Annotated in this window: 16 protein-coding genes and 2 tRNA genes; 11 read left to right on the top strand and 7 right to left on the bottom strand. The window is 70.0% G+C overall.

Annotated elements, in window-relative coordinates; all coding sequences use genetic code 11:
• The first annotated feature begins 5 nt into the window (after positions 1-5).
• From gnd to Q3W71_RS28075, 3 genes are read left to right on the top strand one after another with little or no spacing between them, the layout of a single operon-like run.
• Complete coding sequence (gene gnd, locus Q3W71_RS28085; RefSeq protein WP_302922475.1) at positions 6-878, top strand: phosphogluconate dehydrogenase (NAD(+)-dependent, decarboxylating); 873 nt, start codon at positions 6-8, stop codon at positions 876-878.
• A 16-nt stretch (positions 879-894) separates the two neighbouring features.
• Positions 895-2,028, top strand: coding sequence for a DNA replication/repair protein RecF (recF, locus tag Q3W71_RS28080; RefSeq protein WP_302922474.1), 1,134 nt, complete (start codon positions 895-897; stop codon positions 2,026-2,028).
• The gene (locus Q3W71_RS28075) at positions 2,018-2,623 is read left to right on the top strand and encodes a DUF721 domain-containing protein (protein ID WP_302922473.1); all 606 of its coding nucleotides are present in this window, start codon (positions 2,018-2,020) and stop codon (positions 2,621-2,623) included. The genes recF and Q3W71_RS28075 overlap by 11 nt, the downstream gene beginning before the upstream one ends.
• Positions 2,624-2,626: 3 nt before the next feature.
• Here the strand turns inward: Q3W71_RS28075 and Q3W71_RS28070 are convergent, their stop codons facing one another.
• On the bottom strand, positions 2,627-2,854 hold the full coding sequence (locus Q3W71_RS28070; protein WP_302922472.1) for a hypothetical protein: 228 nt from the start codon (positions 2,852-2,854) through the stop codon (positions 2,627-2,629).
• Between the two features lie 87 nt (positions 2,855-2,941).
• Between Q3W71_RS28070 and Q3W71_RS28065 the strand changes: the two genes are divergently transcribed.
• On the top strand, positions 2,942-3,427 hold the full coding sequence (locus Q3W71_RS28065; protein WP_302922471.1) for a MarR family winged helix-turn-helix transcriptional regulator: 486 nt from the start codon (positions 2,942-2,944) through the stop codon (positions 3,425-3,427).
• Here the strand turns inward: Q3W71_RS28065 and Q3W71_RS28060 are convergent.
• Entirely contained in the window at positions 3,412-3,966 is a 555-nt protein-coding gene (locus Q3W71_RS28060; RefSeq protein ID WP_302922470.1) for a hypothetical protein, read from the bottom strand. The genes Q3W71_RS28065 and Q3W71_RS28060 overlap by 16 nt on opposite strands.
• Before the next feature lie 516 nt (positions 3,967-4,482).
• On the opposite strand from Q3W71_RS28060, the gene gyrB reads away from it, so the two are divergent.
• The 6 genes from gyrB to Q3W71_RS28030 all read left to right on the top strand — a co-directional run bounded on the left by gyrB (position 4,483) and on the right by Q3W71_RS28030 (position 10,534).
• A complete protein-coding gene (gene gyrB / locus Q3W71_RS28055) occupies positions 4,483-6,426 on the top strand; it encodes a DNA topoisomerase (ATP-hydrolyzing) subunit B (RefSeq protein WP_302922469.1) in 1,944 nt (647 codons plus the stop codon).
• Positions 6,427-6,562: 136 nt separating this feature from the next.
• Complete coding sequence (gyrA, locus tag Q3W71_RS28050) at positions 6,563-9,082, top strand: DNA gyrase subunit A (protein WP_302922468.1); 2,520 nt, start codon at positions 6,563-6,565, stop codon at positions 9,080-9,082.
• A 4-nt stretch (positions 9,083-9,086) separates the two neighbouring features.
• Positions 9,087-10,016 carry a DUF3566 domain-containing protein gene (locus Q3W71_RS28045; protein WP_302922467.1) on the top strand — a complete coding sequence of 310 codons (930 nt, stop codon included), beginning with the start codon at positions 9,087-9,089 and terminating at the stop codon, positions 10,014-10,016.
• Positions 10,017-10,167: 151 nt separating this feature from the next.
• Positions 10,168-10,241: transfer RNA gene (locus Q3W71_RS28040), tRNA-Ile, on the top strand.
• 42 nt (positions 10,242-10,283) lie between these two features.
• The gene (locus tag Q3W71_RS28035; RefSeq protein WP_231928447.1) at positions 10,284-10,412 is read left to right on the top strand and encodes a DLW-39 family protein; all 129 of its coding nucleotides are present in this window, start codon (positions 10,284-10,286) and stop codon (positions 10,410-10,412) included.
• A 46-nt stretch (positions 10,413-10,458) separates the two neighbouring features.
• Positions 10,459-10,534: transfer RNA gene (locus tag Q3W71_RS28030), tRNA-Ala, on the top strand.
• Positions 10,535-10,802: 268 nt separating this feature from the next.
• Here Q3W71_RS28030 and Q3W71_RS28025 read toward each other — a convergent pair.
• The 4 genes from Q3W71_RS28025 to Q3W71_RS28010 all read right to left on the bottom strand — a co-directional run bounded on the left by Q3W71_RS28025 (position 10,803) and on the right by Q3W71_RS28010 (position 13,185).
• Positions 10,803-11,300 carry a GNAT family N-acetyltransferase gene (locus tag Q3W71_RS28025; RefSeq protein ID WP_302922466.1) on the bottom strand — a complete coding sequence of 166 codons (498 nt, stop codon included), beginning with the start codon at positions 11,298-11,300 and terminating at the stop codon, positions 10,803-10,805.
• A gap of 232 nt (positions 11,301-11,532) precedes the next feature.
• Entirely contained in the window at positions 11,533-11,937 is a 405-nt protein-coding gene (locus tag Q3W71_RS28020; protein ID WP_302922465.1) for a hypothetical protein, read from the bottom strand.
• Positions 11,930-12,361: an uL11 family ribosomal protein gene (locus Q3W71_RS28015; protein WP_302922464.1), complete on the bottom strand. Its 432-nt coding sequence runs from the start codon at positions 12,359-12,361 to the stop codon at positions 11,930-11,932. The genes Q3W71_RS28020 and Q3W71_RS28015 overlap by 8 nt, the downstream gene beginning before the upstream one ends.
• 377 nt (positions 12,362-12,738) lie before the next feature.
• Entirely contained in the window at positions 12,739-13,185 is a 447-nt protein-coding gene (locus tag Q3W71_RS28010) for a helix-turn-helix domain-containing protein (protein WP_302922463.1), read from the bottom strand.
• 134 nt (positions 13,186-13,319) lie between these two features.
• Between Q3W71_RS28010 and Q3W71_RS28005 the strand changes: the two genes are divergently transcribed.
• Positions 13,320-14,192, top strand: coding sequence for an aldo/keto reductase family oxidoreductase (locus Q3W71_RS28005; protein ID WP_302922462.1), 873 nt, complete (start codon positions 13,320-13,322; stop codon positions 14,190-14,192).
• 186 nt (positions 14,193-14,378) lie between these two features.
• Here Q3W71_RS28005 and Q3W71_RS28000 read toward each other — a convergent pair whose 3' ends face one another.
• Positions 14,379-14,894: an AAA family ATPase gene (locus Q3W71_RS28000; protein ID WP_302922461.1), complete on the bottom strand. Its 516-nt coding sequence runs from the start codon at positions 14,892-14,894 to the stop codon at positions 14,379-14,381.
• Positions 14,895-14,919: the final 25 nt, after the last annotated feature.

The raw sequence follows: 14,919 nt of genomic DNA, 5'->3' as shown, positions 1-14,919 counted from the left end.
AGCAGATGCAGCTCGGCCTGGTAGGACTCGGCCGGATGGGCGGCAACATGCGCGAGCGGTTGCGCGCCGCCGGCCACGAGGTGGTCGGTTTCGACCACAACGCGGAGCTGAGCGACGTCGCTTCCCTGGCGGAACTGGCGGAGAAGCTGGAGTCGCCGCGCGCGGTCTGGGTGATGGTCCCGGCCGGGGTCACCGACACCACCATCGACCAGCTCGCCGACGTGCTCGGCGAGGGCGACATCATCATCGACGGCGGCAACTCGCGGTTCAGCGACGACGCGCCCCGGGCCGAGCGGCTCAACGACCGCGGCATCGGCTACCTCGACGTCGGCGTCTCCGGTGGTGTGTGGGGCCGGCAGAACGGCTACGCGCTGATGGTCGGCGGCGCCCAGGAGCACGTCGAGCGACTCATGCCGATCTTCGAGGCGCTCAAGCCGGCGGGCGAGTTCGGCTTCGTGCACGCCGGGCCGGTCGGCGCCGGGCACTACGCCAAGATGGTGCACAACGGCATCGAGTACGGCCTGATGCACGCCTACGCCGAGGGCTACGAGCTGCTGGCCGCGTCCGAGCTGGTGACCAACGTGCCCGGGGTGTTCAAGTCCTGGCGCGAGGGCACCGTGGTCCGCTCCTGGCTGCTCGACCTGCTCGACCGGGCCCTCGACGAGGACCCGGAGCTGGCCGAGCTGAGCGGTTACACCGAGGACACCGGCGAGGGCCGCTGGACGGTGGACGAGGCGGTCCGGCTCGCCGTGCCGCTGAACGTCATCACCGCCTCGCTCTTCGCCCGGTTCGCGTCCCGGCAGGACGACTCGCCGGCCATGAAGGCGGTCGCCGCGCTGCGCCAGCAGTTCGGCGGGCACGCCGTCCGCAAGCGCTGAGCGGTATCCACAGCCTGTGTACGTCCGCCGGCTCGAACTGGTCGACTTCCGCTCGTACGAGCGGGTCGGCGTCGACCTCGAACCGGGGGCGAACGTCCTGGTCGGGCCGAACGGCGTCGGCAAGACCAACCTGGTCGAGGCGCTCGGCTACGTGGCGACCCTGGATTCGCACCGGGTCGCCACGGACGCCCCGCTGGTGCGGATGGGCGCCGGTTCGGCGGTGATCCGGTGCGCCGTGGTGCACGAGGGACGCGAGCTGCTGGTCGAGCTGGAGATCGTGCCGGGCAAGGCGAACCGGGCCCGGCTCGGCCGGTCACCGGCCCGCCGGGCCCGGGACGTGCTCGGCGCGCTGCGGCTGGTGCTCTTCGCCCCGGAGGACCTGGAACTCGTCCGGGGCGACCCGGCCGAGCGCCGCCGCTACCTGGACGACCTGCTGGTCAGCCGGCAGCCCCGGTACGCCGGGGTGCGCGCCGACTACGACCGGGTGGTCAAGCAGCGCAACGCCCTGCTGCGGACGGCCTACCTGGCCCGCAAGACGGGCGGCTCGCGGGGCGGGGACCTGTCCACCCTGGCGGTCTGGGACACCCACCTCGCCCGGCACGGCGCGGAGCTGCTCGCCGGCCGGCTGGAGCTGGTCGCCGCGCTGGCCCCGCACGTGACCAAGGCGTACGACGCGGTGGCCGCCGGCCGGGGCGCGGCCGGCATCGCGTACCGGCCGTCGGTGGAGCTGCCCGAGCCGACCAGCGACCGGGCGGTGCTGGCGGAGGCGCTGACCGCGGCGCTCGCCGAGTCCCGGTCGGCGGAGATCGAGCGGGGCACCACGCTGGTCGGCCCGCACCGCGACGACCTCACCCTGACCCTCGGCCCGCTGCCCGCCCGCGGCTACGCCAGCCACGGCGAGTCCTGGTCGTACGCGCTGGCCCTGCGGCTGGCCGGCTACGACCTGCTCCGCTCGGACGGGATCGAGCCGGTGCTGGTGCTCGACGACGTCTTCGCCGAGCTGGACGCCGGCCGGCGGGAACGGCTGGCGGAGCTGGTCGGCGGGGCCAGCCAGCTACTGGTCACCTGCGCGGTGGACGACGACGTGCCGGCGACCCTGCGCGGCACCCGCTACGAGGTGGGCGAGGGGACGGTGCGCCGTGTCGGATGAGGCGGAGCCGCCGCGCGGGACGGCCGGCACACCGGCGGCGGCCGAGGGCGGCGGGCCGGGGGCCGGGGCGGTCGAGGGCGGCGCGTCGGGGCCGGAGCTGGCCCGGGCGGTGCTCGACGCGGCCCGCGCCCGCCGGGAGGCGGCGGCGCGAACCCGCCGGCGTACCCCCGGTGGCAGCGGCGACGGCGCCGGCGGGCAGCAGCGGCGGCTGCGCGGCTACTCGGGCCCGGGCCCGGACCCGCGCGACCCGCAGCCGCTCGGCGCGGTGCTCGACCGGCTGGTGAAGGCGCGCGGCTGGCAGCAGCCGGCCGCCGAGGCGACGGTCTTCGGGGCCTGGGAGCGGGTGGTCGGGCCGGAGGTCGCCCAGCACAGCCGCCCGGTCAAGCTGGAGGACGGCGAGCTGACCGTGGAGGCGCGCTCGACCGCCTGGGCCACCCAGTTGCGCCTGCTCGCCGGTTCGCTGTTGCAGCAGATCGGCCGCGAGGTGGGCCACAACGTGGTACGCAAGCTGCACATCCACGGCCCGGCGGCGCCGTCCTGGTCGCGCGGGCCGCGCCGGGTCCGCGGCCGCGGGCCGCGGGACACCTACGGCTGACGCTCAGCCCCCGGCGCGCCGGGCCGCCCGCTCGGCGCGCTTGCGTTCCCGCTGCTCGCGACTCCACTGCTTGCGGCGCTCCAGGTCCCGCTTCCACGCCTCGCGGGCCTGGTCCGAGCCGCCCTGCACCGCGCCCTGAACCTCGGGCGGGCCGGCCAGGTGCCGGAAGGCGAAGGCCATCAGGCGGCCACCCTCGCCCGGGGCCTTGGGGTTCGGCTTCTCCGCGCTCATCGCCTCGCCTCTCCGCGGCAGTTGCTGTGCAAATAATTGGTACACCAATCGTTGGTACCATCGCAACGACGACGAGGAGGTTCACCGGTGCCCGACCAGCTCGACGGGGATCCCCTGGCGCTGGAGGAGCAGGTGTGCTTCGCCCTCTCCGTCGCGGCGCGGGGCGTGGTGGCGGTCTACCGCCCGCTGCTGGAGCCGATGGGGCTGACCCACCCGCAATACCTGGTCATGCTGGCCCTGTGGCAGTACGCGCCACTGTCGGTCCGGGAGCTGAGCCGCCTGCTCCAGCTCGACCCCGGCACGCTGTCCCCGCTGCTCAAGCGCCTGGAGGCGGCCGGCTACGTACGGCGGGAACGGGACGCGTCGGACGAACGCAGCCTGGCCGTCACGCTCACCGCCAGCGGCCAGGCCCTCCGGGCGCGCGCCGAGCAGATCCCGCCGGCGGTCGTGGCGCGGCTCGGGCTGCCGCTGGCGGACCTGCGACACCTGCACGCCGTGCTCACCGAGGTGATCGCCGCGGCGAACCGGGCCGCGACGGCCGGCGACGACCGGCCGGGTCAGGCGTCGGCGTAGACGGCGAAGCCGCGGTCGGCGCAGCGCCGGTAGAAGGCGGCCAGCACGCTCAGCTCGGCGCAGGTGAAGGTCCACTGCGGCGGCGCGCCACTCTCGTCGCGCAGCGCGTCGAGCCGGCTGTCCAGCCAGCGCAGCTGCTGCTCGGCCAGGCGGCCGTCGGCGAGCAGCGAGCGCAGCACCCGGCTGACCGAGTCGAAGGTCACCTCCTCGCCGAGCTCGCGGTGCCCGGCGACGAACCGCTCGATGCCGCCGGCGATCCAGGCGCACCCGTCCGGGTCGATCACCGGGTCCTCGTCCTCGGCGGCGGCGTCCGTGGCGTAGAGCACACCCTCCAGGCCGAGCAGCAGATCCACCAGCTCGGTGTACGCGGTCGCCCGGACCGTGCCGGTCTTGGCGATCAGCTCCGCCAGCGCGGCGGTCGGCGCGGAGATCCGCGGCATGTCGACGATCTCGCCGAAGTCCACGAACTCGGCCGGCGCGACCGGGTCGTAGAAGCGGCCGGTCCGCGGCCAGTGCACCGCGACGTTGTCCAGCCCCATCTGGCGTCACCTCTTAGCAGCACGAGTCGGGTCGATCGGGTCGATCGTCCGGTTCCGGCCGGGAAAGATCAAGGCCGGCGCCGGCGGCGCCGTCAACCTACGACACGGCGGCCCGCTCCGCGAGATCGGTCCACCGCGGCCGTCGGGCGGCGCCGCCGAAGATCCGGGGCAGGCGTGTAGGGGGAGTCGCAGACAGCGCGATTCGGCCGGCTACGGCATTCTCAGCCGCCCTGCGGGGGTGCCGAGTGGTGGTTTAGTCGGCCGCGCACAGTAAGATTGAGGCTGAGACGAAGACCCGGTGCGGAGCGACGAGACACGGGCCCGACACGGCCCGCGATCATCGTCCACGTCGGGTCGAGCCGATCGCGATCCGCGGGCAACCGCGGCGACCGGCGCGTTCGACCCGTACCCCGGAATTATGCCCGGTGCCGGTCCGCGTGCCGACGTCGCGTCCTGTCCGCCGAACCCGCGCCCGACGCGCCCCCAGGTGCGGACGGCGCGAGAAAGTGGCCGAGGGTGGCAGCGCAGGACAAGCAGGAGTACGGCGCAGAGTCGATCACCGTTCTCGAGGGTCTGGAGGCGGTCCGCAAGCGGCCCGGTATGTACATCGGGTCGACCGGCGAGCGTGGTCTGCACCACCTCGTGTGGGAGGTCGTCGACAACGCGGTGGACGAGGCGCTGGCCGGGCACTGCGACACCATCGACGTGGTGCTGCTCGCCGACGGCGGGGTCCGGGTCACCGACAACGGCCGGGGCTTCCCGGTCGACCTGCACCCGAAGCTGAAGAAGCCGGGTGTCGAGGTGGCGCTGACCGTGCTGCACGCGGGCGGCAAGTTCGACGGCAAGGCGTACGCGGTCTCCGGCGGTCTGCACGGCGTCGGCGTCTCGGTGGTGAACGCCCTCTCCACCCGGATGGCGGTGGAGATCCACAAGTCCGGTTTCGTCTGGCGGCAGCAGTACACCAACTCCAAGCCGACCCCGCTGGAGAAGGGTGAGACGACCAACCGCACCGGCTCGGCGGTGGCCTTCTGGCCCGACCCGACCGTCTTTGAGACTGTCGACTTCGACTTCCAGACGATCTACCGCCGGCTCCAGGAGATGGCCTTCCTCAACCGCGGCCTCACCATCCACCTGCTCGACGAGCGCTCGGAGGACGAGGAGGGCAAGCCGCGCGAGGTGACCTTCCTCTACAAGGGCGGTATCGCCGACTTCGTCCGGCACCTGAACGCCTCGAAGAACCCGATCCACAAGACGGTGGTCGAGTTCGGCGCCGAGGAGGAGGGCATGTCGGTCGAGATCGCCATGCAGTGGAACGAGTCGTACGGCGAGTCGGTCTACACCTTCGCCAACACGATCAACACCCACGAGGGCGGCACCCACGAGGAGGGCTTCCGGGCCGCGCTGACCAGCGTGGTGAACCGCTACGGCGCCGAGCGCAAGCTGCTCAAGGGCGACGAGAAGCTCTCCGGCGAGGACATCCGTGAGGGCCTGGCCGCGATCATCTCGGTCAAGCTGGCCAACCCGCAGTTCGAGGGCCAGACGAAGACCAAGCTCGGCAACACGCCGGTGAAGAGCTTCGTGCAGCGGGTCTGCAACGAGTGGCTGGTCGACTGGTTCGACCGGAACCCCGCCGAGGCGAAGATCATCATCCAGAAGGCGTCCCAGGCCGCCCGGGCCCGGATCGCCGCGCAGCAGGCGCGCAAGCTGGCCCGGCGCAAGTCGCTGCTGGAGTCCGGCTCGATGCCGGGCAAGCTGGCCGACTGCCAGTCCACCGACCCGCGCGAGTCCGAGGTGTTCATCGTCGAGGGTGACTCGGCCGGCGGCTCGGCCAAGCAGGGGCGCGACCCGCGGACCCAGGCGATCCTGCCGATCCGCGGCAAGATCCTCAACGTGGAGAAGGCCCGGATCGACCGGGTGCTGAAGAACAACGAGGTCCAGGCGCTGATCACCGCGCTGGGCACCGGCATCCACGACGACTTCGACATCGAGAAGCTGCGCTACCACAAGATCGTGCTGATGGCCGACGCCGACGTCGACGGCCAGCACATCCAGACGCTGCTGCTCACCCTGCTCTTCCGCTTCATGCGACCGCTGGTGGAGCTGGGGCACGTCTACCTGGCCGCCCCGCCGCTCTACAAGATCAAGTGGAACAAGAAGGGCGATGACGCGCAGTACGCGTACTCCGACCGGGAGCGCGACGGGCTGATCGCGCTGCGCCAGCAGAAGAAGCCGAACGCCAAGCCGGACGACATCCAGCGGTTCAAGGGTCTGGGCGAGATGAACTACCCGGAGCTGTGGGAGACCACGATGAACCCGGCGACCCGTACGCTTCGTCAGGTCACGCTCGACGACGCGGCAACCGCAGACGAGTTGTTCAGCGTGTTGATGGGCGAGGACGTCGAGGCGCGTCGCTCGTTCATCCAGCGCAACGCCAAGGACGTCCGGTTCCTGGACATCTGACGGGCATCGGCATCGGCGGGCCGGCCGGACATCCACCGGTCGACCCGCCGATCCACAGAGTTATCCACAGCTTGGCCGGTATCCACAGCGGTTATCCACAGCACGAAAACGACTCTGAGTCTGATAAGGGTAAACAGTGACCGATTCCCCCGAGTCCACACCGAACGAGCCCGAGGTCCCCGAGACCCTCGCGGCCGTCGTCGCGCACGACCGGATCGAACCGGTCGGGCTCGAGGTGGAGATGCAGCGCTCCTACCTCGACTACGCGATGAGCGTCATCGTCGGGCGGGCGCTGCCGGACGTCCGGGACGGGCTCAAGCCGGTCCACCGCAAGATCCTCTACGCCATGTTCGACTCCGGCTACCGGCCGGACCGCGGCTACGTGAAGTGCTCCCGGGTCGTCGGCGACGTGATGGGCCAGTTCCACCCGCACGGCGACTCGGCGATCTACGACGCGCTGGTCCGGATGGCGCAGCCCTGGTCGCTGCGGTACCCGCTGGTCGACGGCAACGGCAACTTCGGCTCGCCCGGTAACGACCCGGCCGCGGCCATGCGCTACACCGAGTGCAAGCTCGACCCGCTGGCCATGGAGATGCTGCGGGACATCGACGAGGACACCGTCGACCTCCAGGACAACTACGACGGCCGGGCCAAGGAACCCACCATCCTGCCGTCCCGGATCCCCAACCTGCTGGTCAACGGCTCCGAGGGCATCGCGGTCGGCATGGCCACCAAGATCCCGCCGCACAACCTGCGGGAGATCGGCGCGGCCGTGCAGTGGTGCCTGGAGCACCCGGAGGCCGACGAGGCCACCACGCTCGAAGCGCTGCTGGAGATCGTCAAGGGTCCGGACTTCCCGACCCACGGCCTGATCGTCGGCCAGGCCGGCATCCAGGACGCGTACCGGACCGGGCGCGGCTCGATCCGGATGCGCGCCGTGGTGGAGGTCGAGGAGGACAAGCGCGGCCGCCCGGCGCTGGTCGTCAGCGAGCTGCCCTACCAGGTCAACCCGGACAACCTGGCCGAGCGGATCGCCGAGCTGATCAAGGAAGGCAAGCTCGGCGGCATCGCCGACATCCGGGACGAGTCCTCCGGGCGTACCGGCATGCGGATCGTGCTCGTGCTGAAGCGCGACGCGGTCGCCAAGGTGGTGCTGAACAACCTCTACAAGCACACCCAGCTCCAGGAGACCTTCGGCGCCAACATGCTGGCCCTGGTCGACGGGGTGCCGCGCACGCTCAACCTGGCGCAGTTCATCCGCTACTACGTCGAGCACCAGGTCGAGGTCATCCGCCGGCGGACCGCCTTCCGGCTGCGCAAGGCCGAGGAGCGGGCGCACATCCTGCGCGGTCTGGCCAAGGCGCTGGACGCCCTCGACGAGGTGATCGCCCTGATCCGGCGCTCGCCCACGGTCGAGGACGCCCGGCAGGGCCTGATCCGGCTGCTGGAGATCGACGAGATCCAGGCGACCGCGATCCTGGACATGCAGCTGCGCCGGCTCGCCGCGCTGGAGCGGCAGCGGATCCTCGACGACCTGGCCAAGCTGGAGCTGGAGATCGCCGACCTCAAGGACATCCTCGCCAAGCCGGAGCGGCAGCGGAAGATCGTCTCGGAGGAGCTCGGCGAGATCGTCGCCAAGTGGGGCGACGACCGGCGCACCAAGATCGTGCCCTTCGAGGGCGAGGTCTCGATGGAGGACCTCATCGCCCGCGAGGACGTGGTCGTCACGATCACCCGGACCGGCTACGCCAAGCGGACGAAGGTCGACCTCTACCGCTCGCAGCGGCGCGGCGGCAAGGGCGTCAGCGGCGCGACCCTGCGCCAGGACGACATCGTCAGCCACTTTTTTGTCTGCTCGACCCACGACTGGATCCTGTTCTTCACCAACAAGGGCCGGGTCTACCGGGCCAAGGCCTACGAACTCCCGGAAGCCACTAGGGTGGCCAAGGGCCAGCACGTGGCCAACCTGCTCGCCTTCCAACCGGACGAGCAGATCGCACAGATCATCGAGATTCCGAACTACCAGGTGGCCCCCTACCTGGTACTGGCCACGAAGAACGGCCTGGTGAAGAAGACGCGGCTCGAGGAGTTCGACTCCAACCGGTCCGGCGGCATCATCGCGATCAACCTGCGCGATGAGGACGAGCTGGTCGGTGCTGCCCTGGTCGGGCCCGAGGACGACCTGCTCCTGGTCTCCAAGAACGCGCAGGCGATCCGGTTCAACGCCAGCGACGAGGCGCTGCGGCCGATGGGCCGGGCCACCTCGGGCGTGATCGGCATGCGCTTCGCCGAGGACGACGTGCTGCTGGCCATGGAGGTGGTCCGGCCGGGCATGGACGTCCTGGTGGCCACGAACGGCGGATACGCGAAACGTACCCCGATCGAGGAATACCCCGTGCAGGGCCGGGGAGGTAAGGGCGTGCTGACTGCGAAGATCACTGAACGACGCGGTGGTCTGGTCGGCGCGGTGGTGATCGACCCGGACGACGAGCTGTTCGCCATCACCAGCAACGGTGGTGTCATCCGGACTCCGGTGAAGCCTGTACGCCGTACGCGTGACCGGAACACAATGGGGGTCAAGTTGATGGACCTCCCGGACGGCGTGACTATCGTGGCGATTGCTCGCAATGCCGACGAGCCTGACGAACAGGACTAGTTGAATGACGGAGACACAGGCGAAGTCGGGGAACACGGGGACCTCGGCCAACCCGGTCGACGAGGAGGCCGCGAAGAGCGGCACACCAGCGACCGGCCGCGCGGCCGTGGGCCGGGCCACGGTCCCCGCCGACGCGCCTGCCCCGAAATTCACCCGGGCTCCCGGGATGGCGCCGCCGCCGGACAAGCCGAGCGACGACTCGGCACCGGCCGAGAAGACCGAGCCGGTAGCGGCGCCGGAGAAGCCGAGTTCCGGCACCACCGCCACCTCCACCCCCACCCCGGCGGCCGGGGCCGGCAACCGGCCGTCGACCACCCAGCCGATCGGCGTACGGGCGGGCCAGTCGGCCACCGGCGCGGCCGGCGCCAGCGCGACCACCGGCACCCAGCCGCGGGTCACGCCGGGCACCCGGCCGCAGCCGGACGGCAGCCGTCCGGGCGCCAGCGGCCGGCCCAACGGCGGCGGGCTGCCGCCGGGCATCAGCAGCGCGGCCGCCGTGGGCGCCGCGCGGGTGGGTGACGCGGTACGCGCCGCGCGTACGTCGGTCAGCTCGGCCGCGTCGCGCGGGCCGCGCCGGGCCCGGCTGAACCTCAAGCGGATCGACCCCTGGTCCGTGATGAAGTTCGCCTTCGCCGTGTCCGTGGTGCTCTTCATCGTGGTGGTGGTCGCCACCTCGGTGCTCTACCTGGCGCTGGACGCGATGGGCGTCTTCCAGAGCGTCAACGACAGCCTGACCGACCTGGTCAGCGCGGGCGGCGGGCAGGGCACCGACGGCTTCCAGATCACCGCCAAGGGAGTGATCCTCAGCTCGGCGCTGATCGGCCTGGTCAACGTCGTGCTGTTCACCGCGCTCGCCACGCTCGGGGCGTTCGTCTACAACGTCTGCGCCGACCTGGTCGGCGGGATCGAGTTGACCCTCGCCGAGCGGGACTGAACGACTACCGGACCGCCGGGGCACCGCGAAAGCGGTCGCCCCGGCGTCCCGTACTCCGGTACGTTCGACAGGGCGACGGGGTACGCCGCGCGGCCGGGGCCCCGATTTGGGGCCGGGTAGGCCGATGGGTTAACCTTGGCCGTCGCTACGCGGGGCTATAGCTCAGTCGGTTAGAGCGCAGAGCTGATAACTCTGAGGTCGCTGGTTCGATTCCAGCTAGCCCCACCGCACACCGTCCGACGACAGTCGAGCGCGAGGGGTAGCCCCATGTTCAAGAAGCTGCTGATTCTGGCCGGCGTCGTCGGTGTGGCCGCCGTCGTGGCCAAGAAGGTCAAGGCTTCCAACGACGAGCGCGCTCTCTGGCACGAGGCGACCACCGCCCCCGACCTGCGCTGAGTCCGCTCGTCGCGGTCAGCACCACCAGGCGGCGTCGCCCGCCCGCGGGGCCCTAGCTCAACTGGCAGAGCACTGCCTTTGCAAGGCAGGGGTTAGGGGTTCGAGTCCCCTGGGCTCCACCAGCACATTCACCGGTTGATCTCCAACGCCTGATCGGCCAGCCCGGACAGCGGAACCGGCCGACTGGAACGGTGAGTATTCGGCGGGACGGAATCCAGGCCCTCATCGGTCCGCTGGAGTTGCCGAAAGACCAGCGCTCGCCCCGGCAGGTCGACATCCGATCACCGCGGTCCCCACAGCCCAGCACGCAGTAGTCCGGTCGCCAGCGCCAACACGAACAGCGACTCCAACCGGTCACCAGCGAGTGCCGACAGCAGGGTACTGGCTTCATCAGTCCGAGTTGTCCGACCCTGACTCTCGCGGCGGCGACGGTATGCGTACCTTCAGCATCGGGAGGACGCGGCCCGGTATCGAGCCTGACGGTGTCTGGCCGATGCGCTCGGCACCCATCGCCAGGTAAAACCCCTCCGCGAACGGATCAGCCTCGATGTGGAGGCTCGTGAAGCCCGCCGTTCGCGCCGTTTGCATCGCGTGGACCCACAGGCGGCGTCCGACGCCGCTGCCGATGATGTCAGGCTCGACCCATAGGTTGCCGAGTTCACCGCTCGGTGGTTGTCCATCAACGCTGTAGAAGCCCAGCACCCGGCCCGCCGACTCGGCGACGGACACGCGTCGGGCGGCCAACTGCTCGGGTTCAAAGATCAGCTCAGCCCGGCATGCGTCCAAGAAGGCGCGGTCATAGCCCCAATGCCCTTTTGAACGAAGCGCGAGTTCGCCGAGCAGGTCCGCCTCCTCCGCCCGGGCAGTGCGTATCTCGAGCTGCACCATGCCATCAGTATCACGGCCGACGCAGTCGCTGCCGCACTCAGCCACAACCGCTCCGTGTACAGCCATCTGTACAGTCGTTGCCCAGAGCCTGGCCGGCAGGCCGGGACGATTGCTCAAGGTCAGAAGACATCGGCCCATCCTGCGGGTCTGATCGCTTCGCGGCGCCCACAGCCTTGCGGCCCTCCTCGGGAATCCGCCGCAGGATCGCTGGCCGAGGTGGAGCGGGCTTGCCTCAGCGCTCGGCGGTACGGCAGCCACGGGGACGGCTCGGGTGGTCGGCACAACCCCGGCGACTCACGCCATTGGTGCGGTCGATGAAGGGTCGCCCGCACCGGACGCAGCGCTTGAGTCGTCGCCATCCGTGCGCGGCAACCAGCACGGCCAGGGCGGTGGCGGCAGCGGCGTGTGGGTCGTGCCCCGCCACCACCATCCGCCATTCGCCGTCGCGTCCGATGAGCTGTGGCGTCGCCCCGGCGCGAATCAGCGCCTCGTTGAGGAGGCAGCTGGCTCTCTTCTCGTCGGGGAGCACCGCGCAGAGCTCCGCCAGCGTGTCCACGAGCGTCGTTTCGGCCAACAGCAGGCCAGGATCGAGCATCCGGTACGGCGGCACGACGGCCCGCCAGAGGCGGTCACTCATCGGCGATGAGGACACCCATTGATCGCGCGGTGCCGGCTACCTGCTTCATCGCGGCCTCCACGTCATCGGTGTTGAGGTCCGGAAGCTTCCGCAACGCGACCTCCCGCAACTGCTCCCGCGACATCTTCGCCACCGAATCAGCTGCCGGCCGACCCGATCCCTTCGACAACCCCAGGATCCGCCGGATGAGATAGGACGTTGGCGGGGTCCGGTACTCCAGCGCGTAGGAACGGTCCTCGAAAATCGTCACGACAACCGGCACGATGTCGCCCCGCTGGCCCGCGGTCGCCGCGTCGTAATCGATCTTGACCTGCCGCGTGTTGACCCCAGTCGGACCGAGCATCTTGCCGATCTCGACCATTGCGGCATTACCCGCGTCGAGTTCGAGCTTCACGCGACGGGAAACCTTCATCTGCTTCGCCATGCGAGCGAAGCTAAAATCTTACGTAGCGTAAGGGTCAAATCAGTACGCCCGGTGGCCGCTATCGCCGCCGGCATGCCGGGGTTCGCCGTCATGCTTTCGTTTGCGCTGTCGGTGGCTACCTCGCGTGGCCTGCTATGGCCGGGCCGGCCCAGGTGGCGCGCTCATTCTTCAACGGTGGCTGCTTCGCCGCGCCCGACGAGCCGGCGAAGGTCGCCCGCGAGTCGGGTTGGTTGGTGTCGGGCCTCTCCGAACGCCGGCTGGTGTTCGCCATGAAGTCGGTGCGCGATCGTTGCCTGTGGCTGAGCGTTTTCGGACTCTTCGCAGTTGAGGGTGTGGCGCCGAGAACATAGAGCTGTTGGACGGTTAGATGTGAGTCGTCAGGAGGTGCGAGAGTCGTAGTTCTCGCGGTTTGCGAGGACCTCGGCCATGTGTGTCTGCGCCCAGTTTCTGAGCCCGCGCGTCATGTGATGAAGCGAGAGGCCGAGGTCGGTCAGCTCGTAGGAGACGGTGACCGGGACGGTTGGCGTCACGGTACGGGTGAGCAGGCCATCGTGCTCCAGCGACCGTAGCGTCTGGGTCAGCATCTTCTGGCTGACCCCGGCCAGAAGACGAGAGATCTCGGAGTAACGCATCGCCTTCGGAGCGTCTGCGTGTGCTGCACCGGGCTGGCCAGGATTGTTGTCGCCGCCCAGCGCACACAGGATCAGGACGACCCACTTGTCCGAGATTCGGTCGAGCAGCTGCCGGCTGGGGCACCCTGCCAGGAACGCGTTGTACTCCACCTTGGCCTGAGCCCTCTTCTGGGCCGCCTTCGTCGTCGTCACTGATCGCACCTCTCACCGATGGGTGGGTTACGCACTCCAGAGTGCCTACTTCCCGACAGGAAGTTTCTCTCCAATGCTGATGCAGGGAGGCGGCAGGCGCCACCCCCCAAGTTCGCACGACGAAAGGCAACAGGATGAGCGCACCCTCCTTCTCTCTTCCCGGCGGCACCTGGACTCTGGGTGACCTGACCGTCACACGGTTCGGCTACGGCGCCATGCAACTGGCCGGCCCGTGGGTCATGGGGCCGCCCACCGATCGCGAGGGTGCCCTGGCCGTTCTGCGTGAAGCGGTCGACCTCGGTATCACCCACATCGACACCAGCGACGCCTACGGGCCGCGCGTCACCAACGAGTTGATCCGCGAGGCACTGCACCCCTATCCCGAGTCGCTGCACATCGTGACCAAGGTGGGCGCGACCCGCGACGAACAGGGTGGCTGGCCCACGGCCCGGCGACCCGAAGACCTGCGCCGCCAGGTCCACGACAACCTCAAGTCCCTCCGGCTCGACGTACTCGACCTGGTCAACCTCCGACTCGGCAACGCCGAAGGTCCCCAGCCCGGCTCGCTCGCCGACGCGTTCGCCACGCTCGTGGAACTCCAGCAGCAGGGCCTGGTCCGCCACCTCGGGGTCAGCAACGCCACCGAGGAGCAGGTCACCGAGGCCCAGAGCATCGCGCCGATCGTGTGCGTGCAGAACATGTACAACCTCGCCCACCGCCACGACGACAAGCTCATCGACCGGCTCGCCACCGAAGGCATCGCGTACGTGCCCTTCTTCCCCCTCGGGGGCTTTACCCCGCTTCAGTCCTCGGCTCTCTCGGCGGTCGCCGCTCGACGGGAGGCGACACAGATGTCCGTCGCGCTTGCCTGGCTGCTCCAGCGATCACCGAACATCCTGCTCATCCCCGGCACGTCATCGACAGCGCACCTGCGCGAGAACATCGCCGGCGCGGGACTCTCCCTCTCGCATGAGGACTTGACCGAGCTGGATGACATCGGCCGCTGAATGCCCCGTAGCCGAACGGCCCACAAGCCACGACCAAGGCCACCGTTCATGTTTCGGTCCCGGTCGCCTTCGCGCGACCGGGACCGGAGCAGGACGATTCGCCCTCACCTGGTTGACTTCAGATCATCAACCGTCAGGAACTTGTGTCCACCGGCGGCGGCAGCTACCCCGCATCGGTGACCGGGGTCACCTTCTGGCCGAAAGGTCGACTCCCGCCGGCGGTTCGAAAATCGACCGCCGCATCTCGCCCCGCTGGAACAGCGACAGGAGCTGCCGGTCGATCGCCCCGCCGCCGGCCGCCCGAGCACCAAGCCGCCGGCCGATGACCGCGTCGTCGGCGACCACGTGGACGGCCACGACCCGGGCGCCACACGCGAGCAGCACATCCAGCAGTTCGTCGGAGAACACCGAGGACTCCACGACGCAGCTCACCCCGGACGCCGCCAGCAGCCGGACCGCGTCGACCAGCACGGTCTCGGCCCGGAGGCTGACGGGCCCGCCGGCAACGTGGAAGCCCGGGTCGAGCCGGACGGCGCCGTCCTCGGCGCGGCGGGCGGAGGACAACCCGAGACCAGTCTTGATCTCGTCCCGAGTCAGGAACGGGATACCGAAACGGCCAGCCGTTGCGGCTGCGACGGTGGTCTTCCCGGAACCCGGACACCCGCACACGGCGATCACCACCGGCCGTTCCCCCGCCACCATCAGCCGATCCTGACAGATCCGCAGC

This window comes from Micromonospora sp. C28SCA-DRY-2 (genome assembly GCF_030519475.1).
GTDB lineage: Bacteria > Actinomycetota > Actinomycetes > Mycobacteriales > Micromonosporaceae > Micromonospora.
This window is presented reverse-complemented; position numbering and strand designations above follow the sequence as displayed.

Coding starts and splice junctions, on each gene's coding strand:
- gnd (WP_302922475.1), top strand. CDS start 6: ATGCAGCTCGGCCTGGTAGGACTCGGCCGGATGGGCGGCAACATGCGC.
- Q3W71_RS28070 (WP_302922472.1), bottom strand. CDS start 2,854: ATGAGCGCGGAGAAGCCGAACCCCAAGGCCCCGGGCGAGGGTGGCCGC.
- Q3W71_RS28060 (WP_302922470.1), bottom strand. CDS start 3,966: ATGGGGCTGGACAACGTCGCGGTGCACTGGCCGCGGACCGGCCGCTTC.
- Q3W71_RS28045 (WP_302922467.1), top strand. CDS start 9,087: ATGACGGAGACACAGGCGAAGTCGGGGAACACGGGGACCTCGGCCAAC.
- Q3W71_RS28035 (WP_231928447.1), top strand. CDS start 10,284: ATGTTCAAGAAGCTGCTGATTCTGGCCGGCGTCGTCGGTGTGGCCGCC.
- Q3W71_RS28025 (WP_302922466.1), bottom strand. CDS start 11,300: ATGGTGCAGCTCGAGATACGCACTGCCCGGGCGGAGGAGGCGGACCTG.
- Q3W71_RS28020 (WP_302922465.1), bottom strand. CDS start 11,937: ATGAGTGACCGCCTCTGGCGGGCCGTCGTGCCGCCGTACCGGATGCTC.
- Q3W71_RS28015 (WP_302922464.1), bottom strand. CDS start 12,361: ATGGCGAAGCAGATGAAGGTTTCCCGTCGCGTGAAGCTCGAACTCGAC.
- Q3W71_RS28005 (WP_302922462.1), top strand. CDS start 13,320: ATGAGCGCACCCTCCTTCTCTCTTCCCGGCGGCACCTGGACTCTGGGT.
- Q3W71_RS28000 (WP_302922461.1), bottom strand. CDS start 14,894: ATGGTGGCGGGGGAACGGCCGGTGGTGATCGCCGTGTGCGGGTGTCCG.